The 19,467-nt window shown below is 67.9% G+C and carries 23 protein-coding genes; 18 read left to right on the forward strand and 5 right to left on the reverse strand.

What is annotated here, in order from left to right:
- Window positions 1-61: 61 nt before the first annotated feature.
- The 7 genes from ACFQ24_RS09510 to ribH all read left to right on the forward strand — a co-directional run bounded on the left by ACFQ24_RS09510 (window position 62) and on the right by ribH (window position 6,200).
- Window positions 62-1,327 carry a DUF445 domain-containing protein gene (locus ACFQ24_RS09510; RefSeq protein ID WP_380910648.1) on the forward strand — a complete coding sequence of 422 codons (1,266 nt, stop codon included), beginning with the start codon at window positions 62-64 and terminating at the stop codon, window positions 1,325-1,327.
- A 210-nt stretch (window positions 1,328-1,537) separates the two neighbouring features.
- Window positions 1,538-2,221, forward strand: a complete 684-nt coding sequence (locus ACFQ24_RS09515) for an energy transducer TonB (RefSeq protein ID WP_380910693.1) — start codon at window positions 1,538-1,540, stop codon at window positions 2,219-2,221.
- Window positions 2,222-2,274: 53 nt separating this feature from the next.
- On the forward strand, window positions 2,275-2,778 hold the full coding sequence (locus ACFQ24_RS09520) for a hypothetical protein (RefSeq protein WP_380910650.1): 504 nt from the start codon (window positions 2,275-2,277) through the stop codon (window positions 2,776-2,778).
- Complete coding sequence (gene ribD / locus ACFQ24_RS09525; protein WP_380910694.1) at window positions 2,775-3,761, forward strand: bifunctional diaminohydroxyphosphoribosylaminopyrimidine deaminase/5-amino-6-(5-phosphoribosylamino)uracil reductase RibD; 987 nt, start codon at window positions 2,775-2,777, stop codon at window positions 3,759-3,761. Before ACFQ24_RS09520 ends, ribD begins: the two co-directional genes overlap by 4 nt.
- Window positions 3,762-3,795: 34 nt before the next feature.
- Window positions 3,796-4,407 carry a riboflavin synthase gene (locus ACFQ24_RS09530; protein ID WP_380910653.1) on the forward strand — a complete coding sequence of 204 codons (612 nt, stop codon included), beginning with the start codon at window positions 3,796-3,798 and terminating at the stop codon, window positions 4,405-4,407.
- A gap of 71 nt (window positions 4,408-4,478) precedes the next feature.
- Complete coding sequence (gene ribB / locus ACFQ24_RS09535; protein ID WP_380910655.1) at window positions 4,479-5,762, forward strand: 3,4-dihydroxy-2-butanone-4-phosphate synthase; 1,284 nt, start codon at window positions 4,479-4,481, stop codon at window positions 5,760-5,762.
- 12 nt (window positions 5,763-5,774) lie between these two features.
- The gene (gene ribH / locus ACFQ24_RS09540; RefSeq protein ID WP_380910657.1) at window positions 5,775-6,200 is read left to right on the forward strand and encodes a 6,7-dimethyl-8-ribityllumazine synthase; all 426 of its coding nucleotides are present in this window, start codon (window positions 5,775-5,777) and stop codon (window positions 6,198-6,200) included.
- Between the two features lie 38 nt (window positions 6,201-6,238).
- Here ribH and ACFQ24_RS09545 read toward each other — a convergent pair whose 3' ends face one another.
- Complete coding sequence (locus ACFQ24_RS09545) at window positions 6,239-7,321, reverse strand: alkene reductase (protein ID WP_380910659.1); 1,083 nt, start codon at window positions 7,319-7,321, stop codon at window positions 6,239-6,241.
- A gap of 80 nt (window positions 7,322-7,401) precedes the next feature.
- On the opposite strand from ACFQ24_RS09545, the gene ACFQ24_RS09550 reads away from it, so the two are divergent.
- The 6 genes from ACFQ24_RS09550 to ACFQ24_RS09575 all read left to right on the forward strand — a co-directional run bounded on the left by ACFQ24_RS09550 (window position 7,402) and on the right by ACFQ24_RS09575 (window position 12,040).
- Complete coding sequence (locus ACFQ24_RS09550) at window positions 7,402-8,283, forward strand: DMT family transporter (RefSeq protein ID WP_380910661.1); 882 nt, start codon at window positions 7,402-7,404, stop codon at window positions 8,281-8,283.
- Window positions 8,284-8,293: 10 nt separating this feature from the next.
- Window positions 8,294-8,956, forward strand: coding sequence for a COQ9 family protein (locus ACFQ24_RS09555; protein ID WP_380910663.1), 663 nt, complete (start codon window positions 8,294-8,296; stop codon window positions 8,954-8,956).
- 90 nt (window positions 8,957-9,046) lie between these two features.
- Window positions 9,047-9,316 (forward strand): FeoA family protein, encoded by a 270-nt coding sequence (locus ACFQ24_RS09560; protein ID WP_380910665.1) that lies wholly within the window; start codon window positions 9,047-9,049, stop codon window positions 9,314-9,316.
- A complete protein-coding gene (feoB, locus tag ACFQ24_RS09565; RefSeq protein ID WP_380910667.1) occupies window positions 9,313-11,163 on the forward strand; it encodes a ferrous iron transporter B in 1,851 nt (616 codons plus the stop codon). Before ACFQ24_RS09560 ends, feoB begins: the two co-directional genes overlap by 4 nt.
- 26 nt (window positions 11,164-11,189) lie before the next feature.
- Window positions 11,190-11,777 (forward strand): single-stranded DNA-binding protein, encoded by a 588-nt coding sequence (gene ssb, locus ACFQ24_RS09570; RefSeq protein ID WP_380910669.1) that lies wholly within the window; start codon window positions 11,190-11,192, stop codon window positions 11,775-11,777.
- Between the two features lie 131 nt (window positions 11,778-11,908).
- On the forward strand, window positions 11,909-12,040 hold the full coding sequence (locus ACFQ24_RS09575) for a hypothetical protein (protein ID WP_380910671.1): 132 nt from the start codon (window positions 11,909-11,911) through the stop codon (window positions 12,038-12,040).
- 7 nt (window positions 12,041-12,047) lie between these two features.
- On the opposite strand, the gene ACFQ24_RS09580 is transcribed toward ACFQ24_RS09575, so the two are convergent.
- The 3 genes from ACFQ24_RS09580 to ACFQ24_RS09590 form a co-directional block, all read right to left on the reverse strand.
- Window positions 12,048-12,926, reverse strand: coding sequence for a UTP--glucose-1-phosphate uridylyltransferase (locus ACFQ24_RS09580; protein ID WP_380910696.1), 879 nt, complete (start codon window positions 12,924-12,926; stop codon window positions 12,048-12,050).
- Window positions 12,927-12,999: 73 nt separating this feature from the next.
- Window positions 13,000-13,473, reverse strand: a complete 474-nt coding sequence (locus ACFQ24_RS09585) for a hypothetical protein (protein ID WP_380910698.1) — start codon at window positions 13,471-13,473, stop codon at window positions 13,000-13,002.
- A gap of 130 nt (window positions 13,474-13,603) precedes the next feature.
- On the reverse strand, window positions 13,604-13,777 hold the full coding sequence (locus ACFQ24_RS09590) for a DUF1674 domain-containing protein (protein WP_380910673.1): 174 nt from the start codon (window positions 13,775-13,777) through the stop codon (window positions 13,604-13,606).
- A gap of 103 nt (window positions 13,778-13,880) precedes the next feature.
- Between ACFQ24_RS09590 and htpX the strand changes: the two genes are divergently transcribed.
- The 5 genes from htpX to ACFQ24_RS09615 all read left to right on the forward strand — a co-directional run bounded on the left by htpX (window position 13,881) and on the right by ACFQ24_RS09615 (window position 19,211).
- On the forward strand, window positions 13,881-14,804 hold the full coding sequence (htpX, locus tag ACFQ24_RS09595) for a zinc metalloprotease HtpX (RefSeq protein ID WP_380910675.1): 924 nt from the start codon (window positions 13,881-13,883) through the stop codon (window positions 14,802-14,804).
- A gap of 58 nt (window positions 14,805-14,862) precedes the next feature.
- The gene (locus tag ACFQ24_RS09600; RefSeq protein ID WP_380910677.1) at window positions 14,863-16,173 is read left to right on the forward strand and encodes an RsmB/NOP family class I SAM-dependent RNA methyltransferase; all 1,311 of its coding nucleotides are present in this window, start codon (window positions 14,863-14,865) and stop codon (window positions 16,171-16,173) included.
- 31 nt (window positions 16,174-16,204) lie between these two features.
- Window positions 16,205-16,696 (forward strand): diguanylate cyclase, encoded by a 492-nt coding sequence (locus ACFQ24_RS09605; RefSeq protein ID WP_380910679.1) that lies wholly within the window; start codon window positions 16,205-16,207, stop codon window positions 16,694-16,696.
- 89 nt (window positions 16,697-16,785) lie between these two features.
- On the forward strand, window positions 16,786-17,448 hold the full coding sequence (rpe, locus tag ACFQ24_RS09610; RefSeq protein WP_380910681.1) for a ribulose-phosphate 3-epimerase: 663 nt from the start codon (window positions 16,786-16,788) through the stop codon (window positions 17,446-17,448).
- Window positions 17,445-19,211, forward strand: coding sequence for a heparinase II/III family protein (locus tag ACFQ24_RS09615; protein ID WP_380910683.1), 1,767 nt, complete (start codon window positions 17,445-17,447; stop codon window positions 19,209-19,211). The genes rpe and ACFQ24_RS09615 overlap by 4 nt, the downstream gene beginning before the upstream one ends.
- Window positions 19,212-19,224: 13 nt before the next feature.
- On the opposite strand, the gene ACFQ24_RS09620 is transcribed toward ACFQ24_RS09615, so the two are convergent.
- The gene (locus tag ACFQ24_RS09620; protein WP_380910685.1) at window positions 19,225-19,413 is read right to left on the reverse strand and encodes a hypothetical protein; all 189 of its coding nucleotides are present in this window, start codon (window positions 19,411-19,413) and stop codon (window positions 19,225-19,227) included.
- Between the last annotated feature and the right edge of the window lie 54 nt (window positions 19,414-19,467).

Genomic DNA, 19,467 nt, shown 5'->3' on the forward strand with positions numbered 1-19,467 from the left:
CAGGGTCGCTCGAAAGATCGGGCTTGCCTGAACGAAACGGCCGCGTAACCGTTTGACGGTCATGACGCTGCTCCGCCTGCCCCGCTCCGCCTCCGCCGTCCAGCCGCATCCGGCGCGGCGGATGCGGCTGGTGGCGACGGGCATGCTGATCGCCATGGCGGCGCTGTTCGCCGCCGCACGCGCCGCCGCCCATCTCCACCCCGCCATCGGCTTCGTTCAGGCCTTCGCCGAGGCCGCGATGGTCGGCGGCCTGGCCGACTGGTTCGCGGTCACTGCGCTGTTCCGCCATCCGATGGGCCTGCCCATTCCCCACACCGCCATCATCCCCCGCAACAAGGACCGGATCGGCGACACGCTGGCGGTGTTCCTGCGCGACAATTTCCTTACCCCCGCGGTGGTCGCGCGGCGGATGCGGCACATGGATGTCGCCGCCGCCGCTGGCCGCTTCCTCGCCAGTCCCTCCGGCGGCGATGGACGATTGCGCGAGGGCGCGTCGCGCCTTGCCGCCGACATATTGGAGGCTCTGGGCCAGGAACGGCTGGGCGGCATGGTGAAGGGCGCAATCGGCCAGCGGCTGCGCGCCATCGACATGGCGCCGCTGATCGGCCAGGCGATCGAGGCGGCGATGCGCGACGGCCGCCACGCGCCGGTGATGGATGCGGTGATCGGCTGGGCAGACCGGGCGCTGGAAGCGAACGAGCATCTGATCCGCCAGATGGTCCACGAACGCGCAGGCAAGGTGCTGCGCTGGACGGGGCTGGACGAAAATCTCGCCAATGCGATCCTGTCCGGCCTGCGAAAGATGCTGGCCGACATGGCTGCCGACCCGGAGCATGGATTTCGCCTCAAGGCCGAAGAAGGAATGGCGAAGCTCGCCGCCGACCTGCAATTCGATCCCGACATGAAGGCGAAGGTCGCGAAGGTGCGCGACGAGATACTCGACAATCCGGCGATGCAGCGCTGGATCGAGGGCATGTGGGAACAGGCGCGCGCCGGGTTGCTGCGCGCCGTCCGCGATCCGGGCAAGGCGATGGCGGGACGGTTCGGCGAAGCGCTGCGGGCGCTGGGCGGCACGCTGCAACAGGAAGCGCGGCTGCGGATCGTCATCAACCGCTTCGTGCGCCGCGCGGCGGTGGGCGCGACGGCCAGCTATGGCGACGCCATCGTCCGCCTGGTGAGCGATACGGTGCGCGGCTGGGACGCCGGCACGGTGACGACCCGGCTGGAACAGGCGGTGGGCCGCGACCTCCAATATATCCGCATCAACGGCACGCTGGTCGGCGGGCTGGTCGGCCTGGCGATCCACATGATCGATACGCTGCTATAGCGACAAATATCGAGACAGCGAAATGGACAGCCGAACGCAGCCGCAAAGCGCGGTTCCTCGACCTGCGCCATCCGCCGTCCGATGCTCATACAAAATTAATGTTGCAACATATCATAGAATGATGTTGTATCATTTCATCGCAGCCTCGGACCGGCTGGTCGGCGGCGTGCGAGAAGGAGAGGATGCCAACAGATAAAGAGGAGCCGAATGATGCGACTCATGGGGCTACAGACGACAGGCGCTGATGGACGATCCCGCTATGGCGCGGCGCGCAGGTCGCCGCTGGGACTGGGCGGCACGATTGCCGTCCATGCGCTGCTGGTGGGCGGATTCCTGCTGCTGCCAAAGGAAGTGATCGACATCGTCCGCCCTTCCCCGCCGATCGAAACCTATCCGGTTCCCGAAGACGCGCCACCGCCGGAAATCACGCCCGACCAGCCGGTCGACACCAAGACGCCGCAGACGTCCCGGCCGCAACCGCCGACCGCCACCGATCCCGTCATCACGCTGCCCACCAATCCCGTCTTTCCCGGCACGAGCGATCCCGGCGATTCGCTCAAACCGGTCGATCCCTACGTCCCCCCACCGCCGATCCCCGATCCTGTTCTGACCGAGGCGCAGATCGATCCGCGCGCGCTGCCCGGCTTCCAGCCTGACTATCCCGGCACGATGATCCGGCAAGGGATGGAGGGCAAGGTCACGGTACGCGTCAGCATCAGCGCGCAAGGGCGCGTCACCGCGATCGAAAAGATCAGCGCCACAGACGACAGCTTCTGGCTGGCGACGCAGCGCCACGCTCTGCGCCAGTGGCGCTTCCGTCCCGCGACGCGCGATGGCGTGGCGGTTTCCTCCACCAAGGTGCTGACGGTGCGCTTCACCCTGACCGATCGATAGCCCCGCAGGCCGCGCCCCGGTGGCGCGGCCCGCCTCCGTCAGGAGACGCCCGCATGACCCCTTTTGCATCCGGGGCCGCCATCGCCTATATGGGCCGCATGGCGATCTTTCCCCGTCCCGTTTCTCCCAAGAGCGCGCTCGGCGATTTCTGGAGCTATTTCCGGCAGCAGCGGCAGCATAAATGGCCGCTGCTCGGCCTGTCGGTCGCGCTGACATGGGTCATCGTGTGGACCTTCGTGATCGACGCGAACACCAACACCATGCCGACCCGCAACAAGATCATCTATGTCGAAAGCTGGGACGCCAACCGCTCCGACGCGGCGATCATCCTCCAGCAGAAGATCGACTTCGCCAAGCGCGAGGCGGCGCTGGTCAGGCAGCAGCAGAAGATGCAGGGCTATGCCGACGCCTTCGGCATCGAATGGCGTGACGAGGAAAAGCGCAACACCGCCAAGCGCAAGGAAGCGGTGAAGGCAATCGACGCGATGCTGGACGAGCGGCTGGCCAAGGCCGAATCGGCGCAGAAGGACGCCAAGGCCGGCGTGGCCCAGCCCTGAACCATTCTCCCGCCGACGACCGGCGCTACATGGCCGCCGCCATCGCCCTGTCCGGGCGCGGGCGGGGCCTTTCCACCCCCAATCCCAACGTCGGCTGCCTGATCGTCCGCAACGGCCGCGTGGTCGGACGCGGCTGGACGCAGAAGGGCGGCCGCCCCCATGCCGAGGCGCAGGCGCTGGAACAGGCGTCGGACCGGGCGCGGGGGGCGACGGCCTATGTCACGCTGGAACCCTGTTTCCACCTGTCGCCGCGCGGGCCGCGCTGCGCCGACCTGATGGCGCGCGCCGGCGTCGCCCGCGTCGTCATAGCCCTGCGCGATCCCGACCCGCGCACCGACGGACAGGGCGCCGCCTGGCTGCGCGACCGCGGCATCGCGGTCGAGATGGGCCTGATGGCGCAGGAGGCGGCGCGCGCGATGGGCGGCTTCGTGCTGCGCCAGATGCTGGGCCGGCCGCATGTGACGCTGAAGCTCGGCCTCTCGCTCGACGGGCGGATCGCGCTGGCGGACGGTTCCAGCCGGTGGATTACCGGACCTGACGCACGCGCGCACGCCCATATGGAGCGGGCGCGGCACGACGCCATCCTGGTGGGCGGCGGCACGCTGCGCGCCGATGCGCCCCGCCTCGACGTGCGCCTGCCGGGCCTGGAAGATCGCTCCCCGCGCCGCCTGCTGCTTACGCATGGCGACGCGCCGGCCGGGTGGGGCTGCATCGCAGCGCCGGAGGAGATCGCCACCCTGGACCGCGTCGATCATCTGCTGGTCGAAGGAGGCGCGGCCGCGGCGGCGGCCTTCCTGCGCGCGGACCTGGTCGACCGGCTGCTGCTCTACCGCGCACCGATCCTCATCGGCGACGGGCTGGCGGGGATCGGCGACATCGGCCTTGCCGATCTGGGCCAAGCGCATGGCCGCTGGCGCATGATAGACACGCGCGTGCTGGGCGTCGACCGGCTGGAGGTTTACGAGCGGGTTCGGAGCGCTTAGATCACGCGCCACCTTCACCGTACAGGATCGATCCATGTTCACCGGCATCATCACCGACATCGGCACGATCCGCGCCCATGAGCAGCGCGGCGACCTGCGCCTCGTCATCGGTTGCGGCTACGAGATGGACGGCGTGGCGATCGGCGCGTCCATCGCCTGTTCGGGCGCCTGCCTGACCGTGGTTGAAAAGGGCGCGGACTGGTTCGCGGTCGACCTGTCCGCGGAGACCGTGGCGCGCACCGCGCCGGGCCTTTGGGCCGAGGGCGGGCGGCTGAACCTGGAGCGCGCGCTGAAAGTCGGCGACGAGCTGGGCGGCCATATCGTGACCGGCCATGTCGATGGCCTGGGCACCGTGGTCGGCGTGTGCCCGGAAGGCGACTCGCACCGCGTCGGCTTTGCCGTGGACGCCGCGCTTGCGCCGCTGATCGCACCCAAGGGCAGCATTACCGTGGATGGCGTGTCGCTGACGGTGAACGAGGTGCGCGATGTGGAGGGCGGCGCGCATTTCTCCGTCAACCTGATCCCGCACACCTGGGACGTGACGACGCTCGGGCGGCTGGCCGAAGGGGCGAAGGTCAATCTGGAGATCGACGTGCTGGCCCGCTATCTCGACCGGATGCAGACCGTTCGCGCCCGCACAATGTGATTCGGCCTTGATTTAATCACATTGCAATGTGATATGCGCTCCATTCCCGCCAGAGGGAAGGAGTCCTGCCCATGTCATCCCTGCTTCTCGATACCGTCCGCAGCCTCGTCACCGAAGGCGGCATGTCCCGGTCCGGCCTTGCCCGCGCCGCCGGCCTCCACGCCAATTCGCTGCGCAAGCTGGGCGAGTCGGACTGGAACCCGACCGCCGACACGCTGGGCAAGCTGGAGGCCTATCTGCTGAAGCGCGAAGGCGGCACCGCGCTCGCCAGCCCTGAAGAAATCATCAACGAAGCGCGCAACGGCCGCATGTTCATCCTGGTCGACGACGAGGATCGGGAGAATGAGGGCGACCTCGTGATCCCTGCGCAGATGGCGACGCCCGACGCGATCAACTTCATGGCGACGCATGGTCGCGGCCTCATCTGCCTCGCCCTGACCAAGGACCGCGTCGAGCATCTCGGCCTCGACCTCATGAGCCGCAACAACGGCACGCGGCACGAAACCGCCTTCACCGTGTCGATCGAGGCGCGCGAGGGCGTCACAACCGGCATTTCCGCCGCCGACCGCGCCCGCACCATCTCCGTCGCGATCGACGGGTCGAAAGGGCGCGCCGACATCGTGACGCCCGGCCATGTCTTTCCGCTGGTGGCGAAGGATGGCGGCGTGCTCGTCCGCACCGGCCATACCGAAGCGGCGGTGGACGTCGCCCGGCTTGCCGGCCTCAACCCGTCCGGCGTCATCTGCGAGGTGATGAAGGACGACGGGACCATGGCCCGGCTCGACGACCTCATCCCCTTCGCGCAGAAGCACAAGATGAAGATCGGCACTATCCGCGATCTCATCGCCTATCGCCGCCGCCACGACCATATGGTCGAACGGCGCGCCGAAACCGCCTTCACCAGCAAATGGGGCGGCGAATGGAAAGCGATCAGCTTCTACAACAAGGCGACCCACAGCGAGCAGCTGGTGCTGCAGAAGGGCCATGTCGTCCCCGACCAGCCGACCCTGGTGCGCATGCATCAGCTGTCGCTGCTGGACGATGTCTATGGCGCGGTGGGGCAGCGCAGCGACCTGCTGGCCAAGTCGATGGAGATCATCGGCCGCGAAGGCGCGGGCCTCATCGTCATCCTGACCGGCAACGAGGACGGCGATTTCGTCAGTCGCTGCGTGAAGGCCAAATCCGGGCAAGCCCCGGCCGGCATGGACGAACTGCGCAACTATGGCGTGGGCGCGCAGCTGCTCGCGGAACTCGGCGTGCACGACATGATCCTGCTTACCAATACCCATCCCAGCCTTGTCGCGCTTGACGGCTACGACTTGTCCGTGGTGGGGCAGCGCCCGATCGAACTGTAAGGATCCCTATTCATGGCCAAATTCCTGATCGTCGAGGCGCGCTTCTACGACCATCTCAACGACCTGCTGATCGAAGGCGCCAAGGCCGCGCTGGACGAGGGCGGTCACCGTTACGAGGTTGTGACCGTGCCGGGCGCGCTGGAGATACCGGGCGCGGTGGCATTGGCGGCGGAAACGGGCCGCTATGATGGCTTCGTCGCGATCGGCGTGGTGATCCGCGGCGAAACCTATCATTTCGAGGTGGTATCGAATGAAAGCGCGCGCGGTCTCATGGCACTCAGCATGGACGGCATCGCTATCGGCAACGGCATCCTGACGGTCGAGAATGAGGAACAGGCGCTGGTGCGCGCCCGCCCCGATCAGAAGGACAAGGGCGGCGAAGCGGCTAAGGCCGCCGTCGCCATGCTGGCCCTGCGCGAAAAGTTCGGCATCGCCTGACGGGATGGCGGGGCTCCCGTAAGAGCCCCGCCGCGTCTTTACGCCACCTGTTCGAGCGCCGGATAGTCGGTATAACCTTCCGCACCCTGCGTGTAGAAGGTCTTGGGATCCCACATATTGAGCGGCGCGCCGGTGCGCAGGCGATCGACCAGGTCGGGATTGGCGATGAACGGCCGGCCGAAGGCGATGCCGTCCGCCAAGCCCGCATCCAGGTCAGCCTGCGCGCTGTCGGCCGTATAGTCGCTGTTGAGGATCAGCGGTCCGCTATAATGCTGGCGGATGACCGGCGACAGCCGGGGCACATCGCTCGCGCCATAGGTGCCGTGCGGCTTCAATTCCCGCAGTTCCAGGAAGGCGATGCCCAGCGCGTCGAGCGCCTGCGCCGCCACCGGGAAGAGGCTGGCGGGGTCGCTGTCGTCCGTTCCCTGCGTATCGCCGTTGGGCGACAGGCGCACGGCGGTGCGGTCCGCGCCGACCGCGCTGGTCAGCGTGCCGACCACTTCGCGCAGCAGGCGGACGCGGTTTTCGACGCTGCCGCCATAATCGTCGTCGCGCTGGTTGACGCCATTGCGCAGGAATTCGTCGATCAGATAACCGTTGGCGGCGTGCAGCTGCACCCCGTCGAAGCCGGCGGCGATCGCATTGCGCGCGGCGGTCGCATAGCTGTCGAGCAGCTGCGGGATTTCGGATACCTCCAGCGCGCGGGGCGTCTCATAATCCTTGTTGCCGTCATAGGTGTGCGCATGGCCCGGCGCGGCGACCGGGCTGGGCGCGACGGGCTGCTCGCCGGTGACGCTGCTGTGGACCATGCGGCCCATATGCCAGAGCTGCGCGACGATCCGCCCGCCCGCATCGTGAACGGCATCGGTCACGCGCTTCCACCCGTCGACCTGTTCCTGATTCCACAGGCCCGTGGCGAACGGCCAGCCCAAGCCCTGCCGCGAAATGCCGATCGCCTCGCTGATGATGAGGCCCGCGCACGCGCGCTGGCGGTAATAATCCGCCATCAAAGGCGTCGGCACATGGTCCCGCGTTCCGCGCGCACGGGTCAGCGGCGCCATGAGGATGCGGTTGGGCGCGTGGATCGCGCCAAGCTGGATGGGATCGAACAGCGTCGTCACGAAAATCTCCCTACGCACAGGATCAATAAAGTTGCATATTGCAACGGGACTTGGTGCGAAAAGCCAGCTAGGGAGCCTGCATGCCGTCGTCAACCCCTGCCCCCATAATGCCCGCTCCCCGCTTCGCGTTCCCGGCGCTGATCCTTGCCAATATCATATTGGCGCTTGGCCCGGTGCTGGTCCGGCTGACCGACGTAGGCCCCATGGCTGCGGCCTTCTGGCGGTTGGCGCTGGCTTTGCCCATCCTCGCCGTGCTGGCCATGCCCGGCGTGCGGCGCGCGGGATTGCGGCCCGCCCAATGGACGATGATGGCGATCGCCGGCCTGCTGTTCGCGGCCGACCTTGCCAGCTGGCACCTTGGCATCGCTCATACAAAGGTCGCCAATTCCACGCTGTTCGGCAATGCCAGCGCGCTCGCCCTGCCGCTCTGGGGCATGATCGTGCTGCGGCAGCGCCCCGCCCCGCTCCAGGTCGCCGCCCTCCTCCTGGCCAGCGTGGGCGCGGCGATCCTGATGGGCGGCAGCTATGAACTTTCGCCGCGCAACCTCCATGGCGACCTGCTCTGTTTGCTCGCCGGGCTGCTCTACACCGCCTATCTGCTGGTCATCCAGGACGCGCGCAAGACGCTCGACAGCTGGTCGGTGCTGGCGCTCGCCAGCGCGGCCGGCGCGCCGCCGCTGCTCGCCGCCGCGCTCTTGATGGGCGAACGGACGATGCCGGGCGACTGGACCTGGGTCGTCGTGCTGGCCCTCTCCAGCCAGGTAATTGGGCAGGGGCTGCTGACATACGCCATCAACTGGTTCTCGCCGCTGGTGCTGGGGCTCAGCCTGCTGGTGCAACCGGCCGTTTCAGCGCTGCTTGGCTGGCTGCTGTTCGACGAATGGCTGAGCGTCGCGGATCTTTGGGGCGCCGTGGCGGTGTCGATCGCGCTGGTGCTTGTGCGCCTGCCCACGCGGGCCTAGATTGTCGGGCATGAGCGACATGCATGACCTGACGCTGGACGAAATCCGCGTCCTGCTGGCCCCCGTCCTGCCGCGCCACGCCGCGTTCGACGGCTGGCGGCCCCAGGCCGTGGCGATGGCAGCGCAGGAAAAGGGTGTCGACTCCGACATTGCCCAGCTCGCCTTCGGCAAGGGCGCGGTGGACATGATCGACGCCTGGTTCGCCCATGTCGATGCCGCGATGCTGGCGCCGCTGCCGCCCGAAACGCTCGCCGGCCTGTCGATCCGTCGCAGGATCATCGCCCTGGTCGAAGCGCGGCTCGACCTGCTCGCGCCGCATCGGGACGCGCTGCGGCGGGCGCTCGCCATCCTTGCCTTACCCGTCAACGCGCCCCGCGCCGCGAAGCTCGCATGGCGCGCGGCTGATACGATATGGCGCGCGGCTGGCGACGTCGCAACGGACCTCAACCATTATAGCAAGCGTGCCACGCTGACTGCCGTCTACGCCTCCACCCTGCTCGTCTTCCTGGACGACGAGAGCGAAGGCCACGCCGACAGCCGCGCCTTCCTCGCTCGCCGGATCGAAGACGTGATGCGCTTTGAAAAGGCGAAGGCGCAATTCACCGGCGCGGCCGGCGGCGAGCGGCTCAGCCTGTCCCGCTTCATCGGCCGCCTGCGCTATCCCGCGATCTGACGCGCCCGCACGCCCGCAGACGATTCCCGCTGGCCTTTCGCAAAAGATATTGATAGTCGCTCGCAGAAACCGCCAGCGAGTATCGCGTCCTTGCGCCTCACCGACCTGCCCCTGCGCCAGCCCGCCTATGTCGATCTGATCGACTGGTCCGCCCTGTCGGCGACCGAAGGCCAGCGGCTGCGCGAATTCGGCCTATGCGAAGGCGCCAGTGTCGAGGCACTGCACCATGGCGGCCTGTTCCTCAGAGGCCCGATCGCCTGCCGCATCGGCCGCATGACCATCGCGATGCGGCGCAGCCACGCCGCCGCCGTCACCGTGCGGATCGGCCCCGACGATGCCGACGGGACGCTGGCGGGATGAGCGCCCTGCCCCTCGTCGCGCTGGTCGGCAATCCCAATGCGGGCAAGAGCGCGCTGTTCAACGCGCTTACCGGCGCGCGGCAGAAGCTGGGCAATTATCCCGGCGTCACGGTGGAGCGGAAGGCAGGGCGGCTGGCGCTGTCGGACGGCCGCCCGGTCGAGCTGGTTGATCTGCCCGGCACCTACAGCCTCGACCCCACCAGCCCCGACGAGCAGGTGACGCGCGACGTGGTGATGGGCCGCCAGGCGGGCGAGCGCCGGCCCGACGCGCTGGTCGTCGTCGTCGACGCCGCCAATCTCGACAATCACCTCCGCTTCGCGCTGGAACTCGTCGCACTCGGCCTGCCGACCATCGTCGCGCTCAACATGGTCGATCTCGCCACCCGCGACGGGCTGGAGCTGGACGCCGCCATCCTCTCGCGCGAACTGGGCGTGCCGGTCGTATCCACCGTGGCCGTCCGCAAGCGCGGGCTCGACCATCTCCGCCAGGAATTGGAGGCGATGCTGGGCACGGACGCGGCTGCGCGCCCGGCTCCCCCCGCCCGCGATTTCGATACGCTGCGCCGGGAAGCGCGCCGCATCGCCCGCGCGACCATCGTGCGCGAAACCCCCTCCCGCCGGCTGACCGCCGCGGTCGACCGGGTGGCGCTGCATCCCTTCTTCGGCCTGCTGCTGCTGCTCGGCCTGCTCTTCATCATGTTCCAGGCGGTCTTTTCCTGGGCGACCTTGCCGGCCGACATATTGGAAAGCTGGGTGACGGCGCTGGGGCAAGCCGTGACGGTGGTCCTGCCGCCGGGCATCATTCACGATTTCCTGTTGCAGGGCGTGGTCGGCGGCGTTGGCGCGGTGATCGTGTTTTTGCCGCAAATCCTGATCCTCTTCTTCTTCATCCTGATGCTGGAGGCGACCGGCTATATGGCGCGCGCCGCCTTCCTGATGGACGGGCTGATGGCGCGGGTCGGCCTGTCTGGCCGCGCCTTCATCCCGCTCCTGTCCTCCTTTGCCTGCGCGGTGCCAGGGATCATGGCGACGCGCACGATCAGCGACCCGAAGGACCGCCTCACCACCATATTGATCGCCCCGCTGATGACCTGTTCGGCGCGGCTGCCCGTCTATGGCCTCATCATCGCCGCCTTCATCCCGGCGCGCGACGTGGGCGGCGGGGTCGGCCTGCAAGGGCTGGTGCTGTTCCTGCTCTATGTCGCAGGGATCGTCGGCGCGATGTTGGCCGCATGGGCGTTGCGGCTGACGGTCGCCAGGGGCACGAGCGGCGGCTTCCTCATGGAAATGCCCAAATATCAGTGGCCCCGCCCGCAGGACATAGTGATCGGCCTGTGGCAGCGCGCGGTCATCTTCCTCAAGCGCGCGGGCACGATCATCCTCGCCACCAATGTCGTGCTTTGGGTGCTCGCCAGCTTCCCGCAGGCGCCCGAGGGCCGCAGCCAGGTGGACTACAGCATCGCGGGCCGGATTGCGTCCGGCATCCATCTACTGGTGGCGCCGATCGGCTTCAACCGTGACATCTCGCTCGCCCTGCTGCCGACCATGGCCGCGCGCGAGGTGGCCGTGTCGGCGATCGCCACCGTCTATGCGATCGACGCGGGCGACGATGAGGAGGCCGTGAGCCAGCAGCTGGGCGACCGGTTGAAGCGGCAATGGCCGCTGCCCACCGCGCTTGCCTTCCTCGCCTGGTTCATCTTCGCGCCCCAGTGCATCTCGACCATCGCCGTCACCCGGCGCGAAACCAACGGATGGAAATGGCCGCTCTTCATGGTCGGCTACCTCTTCCTCCTCGCCTATGTCGCCGCCGGCCTCACCTACTGGACCGCGACGGCAGCGGGACTATAAGGGCCGATCAACGTATCGGAGGAATCATGGCAGGCTCGGTCAACAAGGTCATTCTGGTCGGCAATCTGGGCGCCGACCCGGAGGTCAAGAGCTTCCAGAACGGCGGCAAGGTGTGCAATCTGCGCATCGCCACGTCCGAAAGCTGGAAGGACCGCATGTCGGGCGAGCGCAAGGAGCGCACCGAATGGCACACCGTCGCCATCTTCTCCGAAGGACTGGCCGGAGTCGCCGAACGCTTCCTGCGCAAGGGCTCCAAAGTCTATCTGGAAGGGCAGCTGCGCACCCGCAAGTGGCAGGACAATAACGGCAACGACCGCTACTCGACCGAAGTGGTGCTGCAGGGGCCGAGCGCGGTGCTGACCATGCTGGACGGCGCGCCGGGCGGCGGCGGCCAGGGCGGCGGCTATGGCGGGGGCGGTGGCGGGCGCTCGCAGGGCGTGAGCGACTGGAGCGGCGGGTCCAGCGGCTTTGGCGGCGGCGACTATGACGATTTCGGCGGCGGCTCGTCTGGCGGTTCGGGCGGCAGCTTCGGCGGCGGACGCTCGCAGGGCAGCGGCGGACGCGCTGGTGGACCCAACTTCGACAACGACCTGGACGACGAAGTTCCGTTCTGAACGCGGCGGACCGTCAGGAGATCAGGAAAGGCGGCGGCTTTGGCCCGCCGCCTTTTTCATGAAGCGCGCCGATCACAGTCATCATGGATATGCATGGGACACGGAGACTGCCCCGCCCTATATTGCGAGGCATGAGCAGGATCGAACGCGCCATCGCCGTCCCCGTGCGGCAGATCGTCAACCCGGTGGAGCTGACAGTGGGCAGCGCCATCGCCCTGTCGGGCGTGGCGCTGCTCGCGGTCCATGTGGCGGCGCTGCTTTAAGCGCGGCTCAGCGCGCCAGTTCTTCCTGCGCGAAGGCGCGGATGTGTGCGCTCAGGTCGTCGCGCTCCAGCGCCAGCGCCAGATTCGCCTCGATATAGCCGGCCTTCGATCCGCAGTCGAAGCGGCGCCCGTCGAAGGTGACGCCGTGGAAGGGCTGGCGCCCGATCATCGCCGCCATCGCGTCGGTCAGCTGGATCTCGCCACCCGCGCCCTTTTCCTGCGTTTCCAGGATCTTCATCACCTCGGGTTGGAGGATATAGCGCCCCGGCAGGATCAGGTTGGACGGCGCGGTGCCGAGCTTGGGCTTCTCGACCAGCCCCTTCACTTCCGTCAGCGCGCCGTCTCGCGCGCCCGGATCGATCACGCCATAGCTTGGCGTCTGGTCCATCGGGATTTCGAGCGCGCAGACGAGGTTGCCGCCCACCTTGTCATAGGCGTCGACCATCTGCTTCATGCAGCCCTGCCCCGGCGCGCCCTTCATGAACTCGTCGGGCAGCAGGATGGCAAAGGGTTCGTCGCCGATGATGTCGCGCGCCACCCAGATGGCATGGCCCAGGCCCAGCGGCTCCTGCTGGCGCAGGAACACCGCGTTGCCCGGCGCGAGCCGCGTTCCTTCCAGCGCCGACAGATCCTTGCCCCGTTCGCGCTGGGTGACTTCGCATTCGAAGGCGATGTCGAAATAATCCTCGATCGCACCCTTGCCGCGTCCGGTGACGAAGATCATCTGCTCGATCCCCGCCTCGCGCGCCTCGTCGACGGCATATTGGATCAGCGGGCGGTCGACGACCGGCAGCAGCTCCTTGGGCACGGATTTGGTGGCCGGCAGGAAGCGCGTGCCGAGGCCCGCGACCGGGAACACCGCCTTGCGAATCGGCTTGTTCAAGATTTACCCCCTTGGATGAAACGACCGGGCACTGGTTTGCCGCACTTGCGAAAAAGGTCAAGCGTGGCGCTATGGATCATACCGCCAGCAAGCGGTTTGCGACCGTTTCCAGCGACGCGATTTCGCCTTCCAACTGATCCAGCCCGATATGCTGAAGGTTGTTGCGCGAATCGCGGCAGGTGAAGCCGCCCGGCTCGGGCTGGTGGAAGCCCTGGATGATGAGCGCGCGAAACCGGTCGATTCGCTGCATGTCACGCTCGATATCGGCGATCTCCGTCAGCGCGCTGGCGTTGCGGCGGTCGCGCATCGCCACCATCGTCCGCAATTCGGTCATCAGCTTCGCCATGCTTGGCCGGGTGCGCGCGCCCACTGTCCGCACGTCGCCCATCGCTTCCCGCAACTGCGATATCTTCGCTTCCAGACTTTGCTCCAGCATGGTCCAGGCGCAGACCAGACGCCCCACCGCGCACAACAGCGCCGCATCCTCCGGCGCATAGTCCGAAACCGTTTTCACGTTCATGTCAGAAACCAGATGTACGCCCACGCCCATACTCCTCAATGGACGCAGCCATTCCAACCGCAGGCGCGAAAGGCCAGAGCGGCAAGGGGCTGCTCCCCGCACCAAGGGCACGGACCATCGGCAGCCGTGCCAAATCGACGGTGAAGCGTGCGCCTATGCCTCAGAAATCTATGGCGATTCCCTTCCGCTCCCAATCGCCATAGCGCACCGGGCTCAGTTCCTCGTCATGGCGGGACGGCGCATCGATCGGGTCGGGCTGCGGCACCGGGGGACTTTTGGACAGATGCTCGGGCGGCTTCACATGCGCGGGGCGCTTGCCATTATATTGTCCCATGGTGCGCGACTTCCTTGATTGCGCGGATCGATTGAGTCGGGGACCAATCCATCCCATATTCAGCATGTGCCCGCTATCTGGGCGGCAGAGGAGTGCATTGCAAGTGAACGGGATGAAGACCGCCATGCTGCTAGCGGCGCTGACGGCGCTGTTCATGGCGCTTGGCTATACGCTGGGCGGCAGCGGCGGCGCCGTCATCGCGCTGCTGATGGCAGCGGGCATGAACCTCTTCACATTCTGGAATGCAGACCGGATCGTCCTGTCGATGCACAATGCGCGGGAGGTCGATGCGCAGAGCGCGCCCGATTTCCACGGTCTCGTCCGCGATCTGGCGCAGCGCGCCGGGCTGCCCATGCCGCGCGTCTACCTGATCGATCAGGACGCGCCCAACGCTTTTGCGACCGGCCGCGATCCGGACCATGCCGCCGTCGCCGCCACCACCGGCCTGCTGTCGATGCTGAGCCGCGAGGAGGTGGCGGGCGTGATGGCGCATGAACTCGCCCATGTGAAGAACCGGGACACGCTCGTCATGACGATGGTCGCGACCATCGCCGGTGCCATTTCCATGCTCGCCAATTTCGGCCTCTTCTTTCGCGGCGGCGACCGGGAAGGCCATGGCAATATCGCCGCGACGCTGCTGGCGGTGATCGTCGCGCCGTTCGCGGCAATGATCGTGCAGATGGCGATCAGCCGCACGCGCGAATATGGCGCGGATCGTATGGGGGCGCAGATCAGCGGCAATCCCCGCGCGCTCGCCTCCGCCCTCGCGAAGATATCCGGCCAGGCGCAGGCGATCCCCAATCCGGTGGCGGAGCGAAACCCCGCCGCCGCCCAGCTCTACATCGTCCCGACCCATGTCAGCGAACTCTTCTCAACGCACCCGGCGACGGAGAAGCGGATTGCCGCACTGCACGACATTGCCATGGACATGGGCGCGCCGCCCCCGAGCGCCGCGCCCCGGACCTCCGCCCTCTCCCCGGTCGCAACGCCCCGCCGCCGCAGCGCGCTCGACCCCAACGGCCGCTGATGGTTCCGCATCTCTAATCGGCGTTTGCTTTGCGCGCCGATTGGCCTAACCGCAGATCATGTCCCGCCGTCCCGTTCCCAATCGCCCCGACGATGTCCCCGGCCTGCCCGCCCGCCGCGCGGCGCTCCGGCTGCTCGACGCCGTTCTCCGCCGGGGCGATCCGCTGGAACTGGCGCTGCACGGCGCTGCGCAGGGCCTGCCTCCGGCCGACCGGGCGCTGACCCATGCCATTGCAGCGGAGGTGCTGCGCCACCTGCCCGACCTCGACGCGCTGATCGACGGCGCGACCCGCCAGATTCTGCCGCCCGATGCCAAGGCGCGGATGGTGCTGCGCATCGCCCTTGCCCAGACGCTGAAGCTCGATACGCCGCCCCATGCCGCCATCGCCACCGCCCTGCCGCTGGTGGACGGCGGCCCGCGCAAGCTGGTCCATGGCGTGTTCGGCACGGTGACGCGCGGCGCGCCCGACCTGCCCGATCCGCCGACCCTGCCCGCCGATGTCGCGGAACGCTGGGCGGCGCAATGGGGCGACGCGATGCCGCAGGCGGCCGCTTATGCCTATGGCCAGCGCCCGCCCGTCGACCTCAGCCTGCGCGACTCCGATGAAACCGCGAAATGGGCCGAGGCGATGGGCGGCGCGTCCTTCGCGCCGGGCCATGTCCGCCTGCCGCCCGGAACCGAGCAGGGGACGATCGCCATCCCCGATCTGCCCGGCTTTGCCGAGGGTGCCTGGTGGGTGCAGGACATCGCCGCCTCCTGCGCCGCGCGGCTGCTGGGCGCGGGCGAAGGGCGCGTTGCGCTGGACCTCTGCGCCGCGCCGGGCGGCAAGACGATGCAGCTGGCGGCGGCGGGCTGGCGCGTGACCGCGCTCGATCAGTCCAAGAAGCGGCTGGAACGCCTGTCCGACAATCTTGCCCGCACCGGCCTCACGGCGGATGTGGTGGCAGCCGACCTGCGCGCCTGGCAGCCGGATGCGCCGGCCGACGCCATCCTGCTCGACGCTCCTTGTACCGCCACCGGCATCTATCGCCGCCATCCCGACGTGCTCCATCGCATCGGCCCGCGCCAGATTTCCGAACTGGCGGAGCTGCAAGGCGAACTGCTGGCCCGCGCGGCAGGCTGGCTCGCGCCGGGCGGCCGCCTCGTCTATGCCACCTGCTCGCTGGAACGGGCGGAGGGCGAGGAGCAGGTCGCGCGGTTTTTGGCCTCCCATCCCGGTTTCGCGCTGCTCCCCGCCACCGCCGAAGAACTCCCCACCGGCATCGCGCCCACGGCCGAGGGCTGGCTGCGCACGCTTCCCGACACGCTGACGGAAGCGGGCGGCACCGACGGCTTCTTCATCGCCCGGCTCGTCAAAAAAGCGCACTGACTTTTAACCTTGATCAAGGCATAAGACGGCCATGCGCCCGATCGAGCCTTTGCCCCTCCATCACAGCTGGCCGCTCTACGCACTACGTGAACATCTCGCGCCCGTCCTCCTTGACCACAACATCGCGCGCAATGACCAGGCGCTGGCCGAACGGGGCCTTGGTCTGTGGCAATGCGATCTTTCGGACAACAGCCTCTGCTGGACCGCTGGCGTCTATGACCTGTTCGGGCTGGAACGGGACAGCCCCGTCTCCCGCGACCGCGCCGCCTCCCTCTATGCGCCGGACTCGCGCGAGGCGATGGAGCGGCTGCGCGCCTATGCCATCCGGCACCGGCGGGGCTTCACGCTGGATGTCGATATCGACCAGGCTGACGGCGTCGGCAGATGCGCCATGCGCCTCATCGCCGCCCCGGTGCTGGACACGACGGGCGCGGTCGTCGGCCTGCAAGGCGTCAAGCAGCTGCTCCCCAGCGGCGCTATCCCCTCGACGGGTCTGGACCCGACCATTTTCGTCATGCTTTGAAGAGCTTGCGCGGCTTCGCCTGATGGCGCGCGACTCGGCTGCAAATCCCCGTTGCCCTGCGCCCCGACGGCGACTAAGGCGAACGGTTAATGACCTCTTCCATCCTCATCTCGCCGTCCATCCTGTCCGCCGACTTCGCCCGCTTGGGGGAGGAAGTGCGCGCCATTGACGAGGCAGGCTGCGACTGGGTGCATATCGACGTGATGGACGGCCATTTCGTGCCCAACATCACGATCGGCCCCATGGTTGTGAAGGCGCTGCGTCCCCACACGCAAAAGCCCTTCGACGTCCATCTGATGATCTCGCCGGTGGACCTCTATCTCGACGCCTTCGCACAGGCTGGCGCGGACATCATCACCGTCCATCCCGAAGCCGGCCCGCACATCCACCGCACCGTCCAGCATATCAAGTCGCTGGGCGTGAAGGCGGGCGTCGTCCTCAATCCCGGCACCCCGGCGAAGATGCTGGATTACCTCATCGACGATATCGACCTGATCCTGATCATGAGCGTCAATCCAGGGTTTGGCGGCCAGAGCTTCATCGAAAACCAGCTTCGCAAGATCGAAGCTTGCCGCAAGATGATCGACAAGTCCGGCCGCGACATCCGGCTCCAGGTCGATGGCGGCATCGACCTCGTCACCGCGCCCAAGGCGATCGTGGCGGGCGCGGACGTGCTGGTCGCGGGCACCGCCACCTTCCGCGGCGGGCCGTCCGCCTATGCCGATAATATCCGGAAGCTGCGGGGCGGGTGAACGAGGCCCGCCGCCTCCCCGCCCGCAAGGGCCGGAACCTTCCCGACGAACCGGAAGAGGACGGCATCGAGCAGGGCAAGCGGCTCATCCGCGTCGCGGATGACAAGGGCCTGTCGCTGACGCAGCGGATCGCCAACCAATTCTATCTGCTCAGCTGGAAGACGCCGATCCACGGTCGCCGGCTCAAGGGCAAATATCCGCTGAAACTGCTTGCCGTGCCCGACGATCAGGTGCCGGGCGATCCGCGCGCGGGCGCGGCGATCCGTGCGGGCTATTTCCTCTTCCGCGGGCAGAAACTGCCGATCGACACGCTGGACTTCGCCGCACTGTCGGTCGGCCCGGCCTTTGCCAGCTACCTGCACGGCTTCCGCTGGCTGCGCGACCTGGCCGCGAGCGCCAGCCGCGAACAGGGTGCGCCGATCGCGGAAAGCGTGATGCGCAAATGGCTGGACGCGCATCATGAAACGCCCAGCGAACCGGCCTGGCGCGCCGACAATGCGGGCTGGCGGCTGCTGTTCTGGACCGCGCACGCGCCGCTGATCCTCTCGTCCAGCGACCTCGTCTATCGATCGCTGGTGCTGAACTGCATCGCCCGCACCGCCCGCCATCTGGACCGCAGCGCCGACAAGGCGCCCATGGGCCTGCCGCGCCTTACTGCCTGGAGCGGCATCCTGGCCGCTGCGCTGCTGATCCCGGGCGGGGAAGCGCGCCGGCTGTTCGGCGAAGCGGGCCTCAAGCGCGCGATCGACAGCGGCATCCACGCCGATGGCGGCATCGTGTCGCGATCTCCGCTGGCGCAGATGGAGGCGGTGATGCTGCTTTCCATGCTGCGCGCCGTCTATGACGTGCGGCGCGAAAGCCCGCCCGCCTGCCTCACCGAAGCGCTCGCCCGCGCCGTGCCCGCCCTCCTGGGCCTCACCCATGGCGACGGCGGCCTTGCCAGCTGGCAGGGCGCGGGCGCGATCGACCCGCAATCGGTGCAGGCGGTGGTGCAGGCCAGCCGCGTGCGCGCCCGTCCGCTGCGGCAGGCGCGCGACTGGGGCTATCAGCGGATCGTCGCGGGCAGCACCATCGTTCAGGTCGACGCCGCCCCGCCGCCGGTCGCGCGCCTGGCCGAAGCCGGCTGCGCCTCCACCGGCGCAATCGAGATCAGCGACGGGCCGCTCCGCCTGATCGTCAATTGCGGCGGCGCGGCGCTGGAAGGCGCCTGGGTGCCGCGCGAGCTGGCGCAGGGGCTGCGCACCACCGCCGCGCACAGCACGCTGGTGCTGGCCGACAGCAATTCCACCGCCCTGCTGCCCGACGGCACGCTGGGCAAGGGCGTGACCGAGGTGGAGCTGACCCGGCAGGAGCTGGACAATGGCAGCCGGCTCGACATCAGCCATGACGGCTATGTCCGCCGCATGGGCTACATGCACCGCCGCCTGCTGATGCTGAGCGGCGACGGCCGGGAAGTGCGGGGCGAAGACATGCTGACACCGGCCGAACGGCGCAGGAAGCCGCAGCGCCAGCCGGTCCAGATCCGCTTCCACCTCGCGCCCGGCGTCGAACCCACGCTGACCGCAGACAATCAGGGCGCGGTGCTGCGCATCGACGGCGGCGCGCTCTGGCAGTTCCGCGCCGGCGCTGGCGTGTTGAGCGTCGAGGAAAGCCTGTGGGTCGACGGCGACGGCCGCCCCCACCCCACGCGCCAGCTCGTCGTCGGCACGGAGGCGCTGCCCGGCGGATCGTCGATCGGCTGGCTGTTCAAGCGGATGGGGTGAAAGGCGGCGGGCGTTACCGGTCGGTCGCGCTCGCGACCGCCACCGGGGCACTCTGCGCTGCATAGCGGAAGCGCAGATCGCTGTTGAGCTGTCCGTTCACCACCGTTCCGGCGGGGATGTAGCCGCTGGTGCCGTGTTGGGGTGGACGGCTCCCAACGGCATCGCAATGTGCCAGAGTGAGTGCGTTGCAAGACTCAATCAAGGGAGCCGCCCGTGGAGCAAATTACCCGCATAGGCATGGATACGTCAAAGAACG

It is taken from the genome of Sphingobium olei, assembly GCF_042678845.1.
In the GTDB taxonomy this organism is placed as follows: domain Bacteria; phylum Pseudomonadota; class Alphaproteobacteria; order Sphingomonadales; family Sphingomonadaceae; genus Sphingobium; species Sphingobium olei.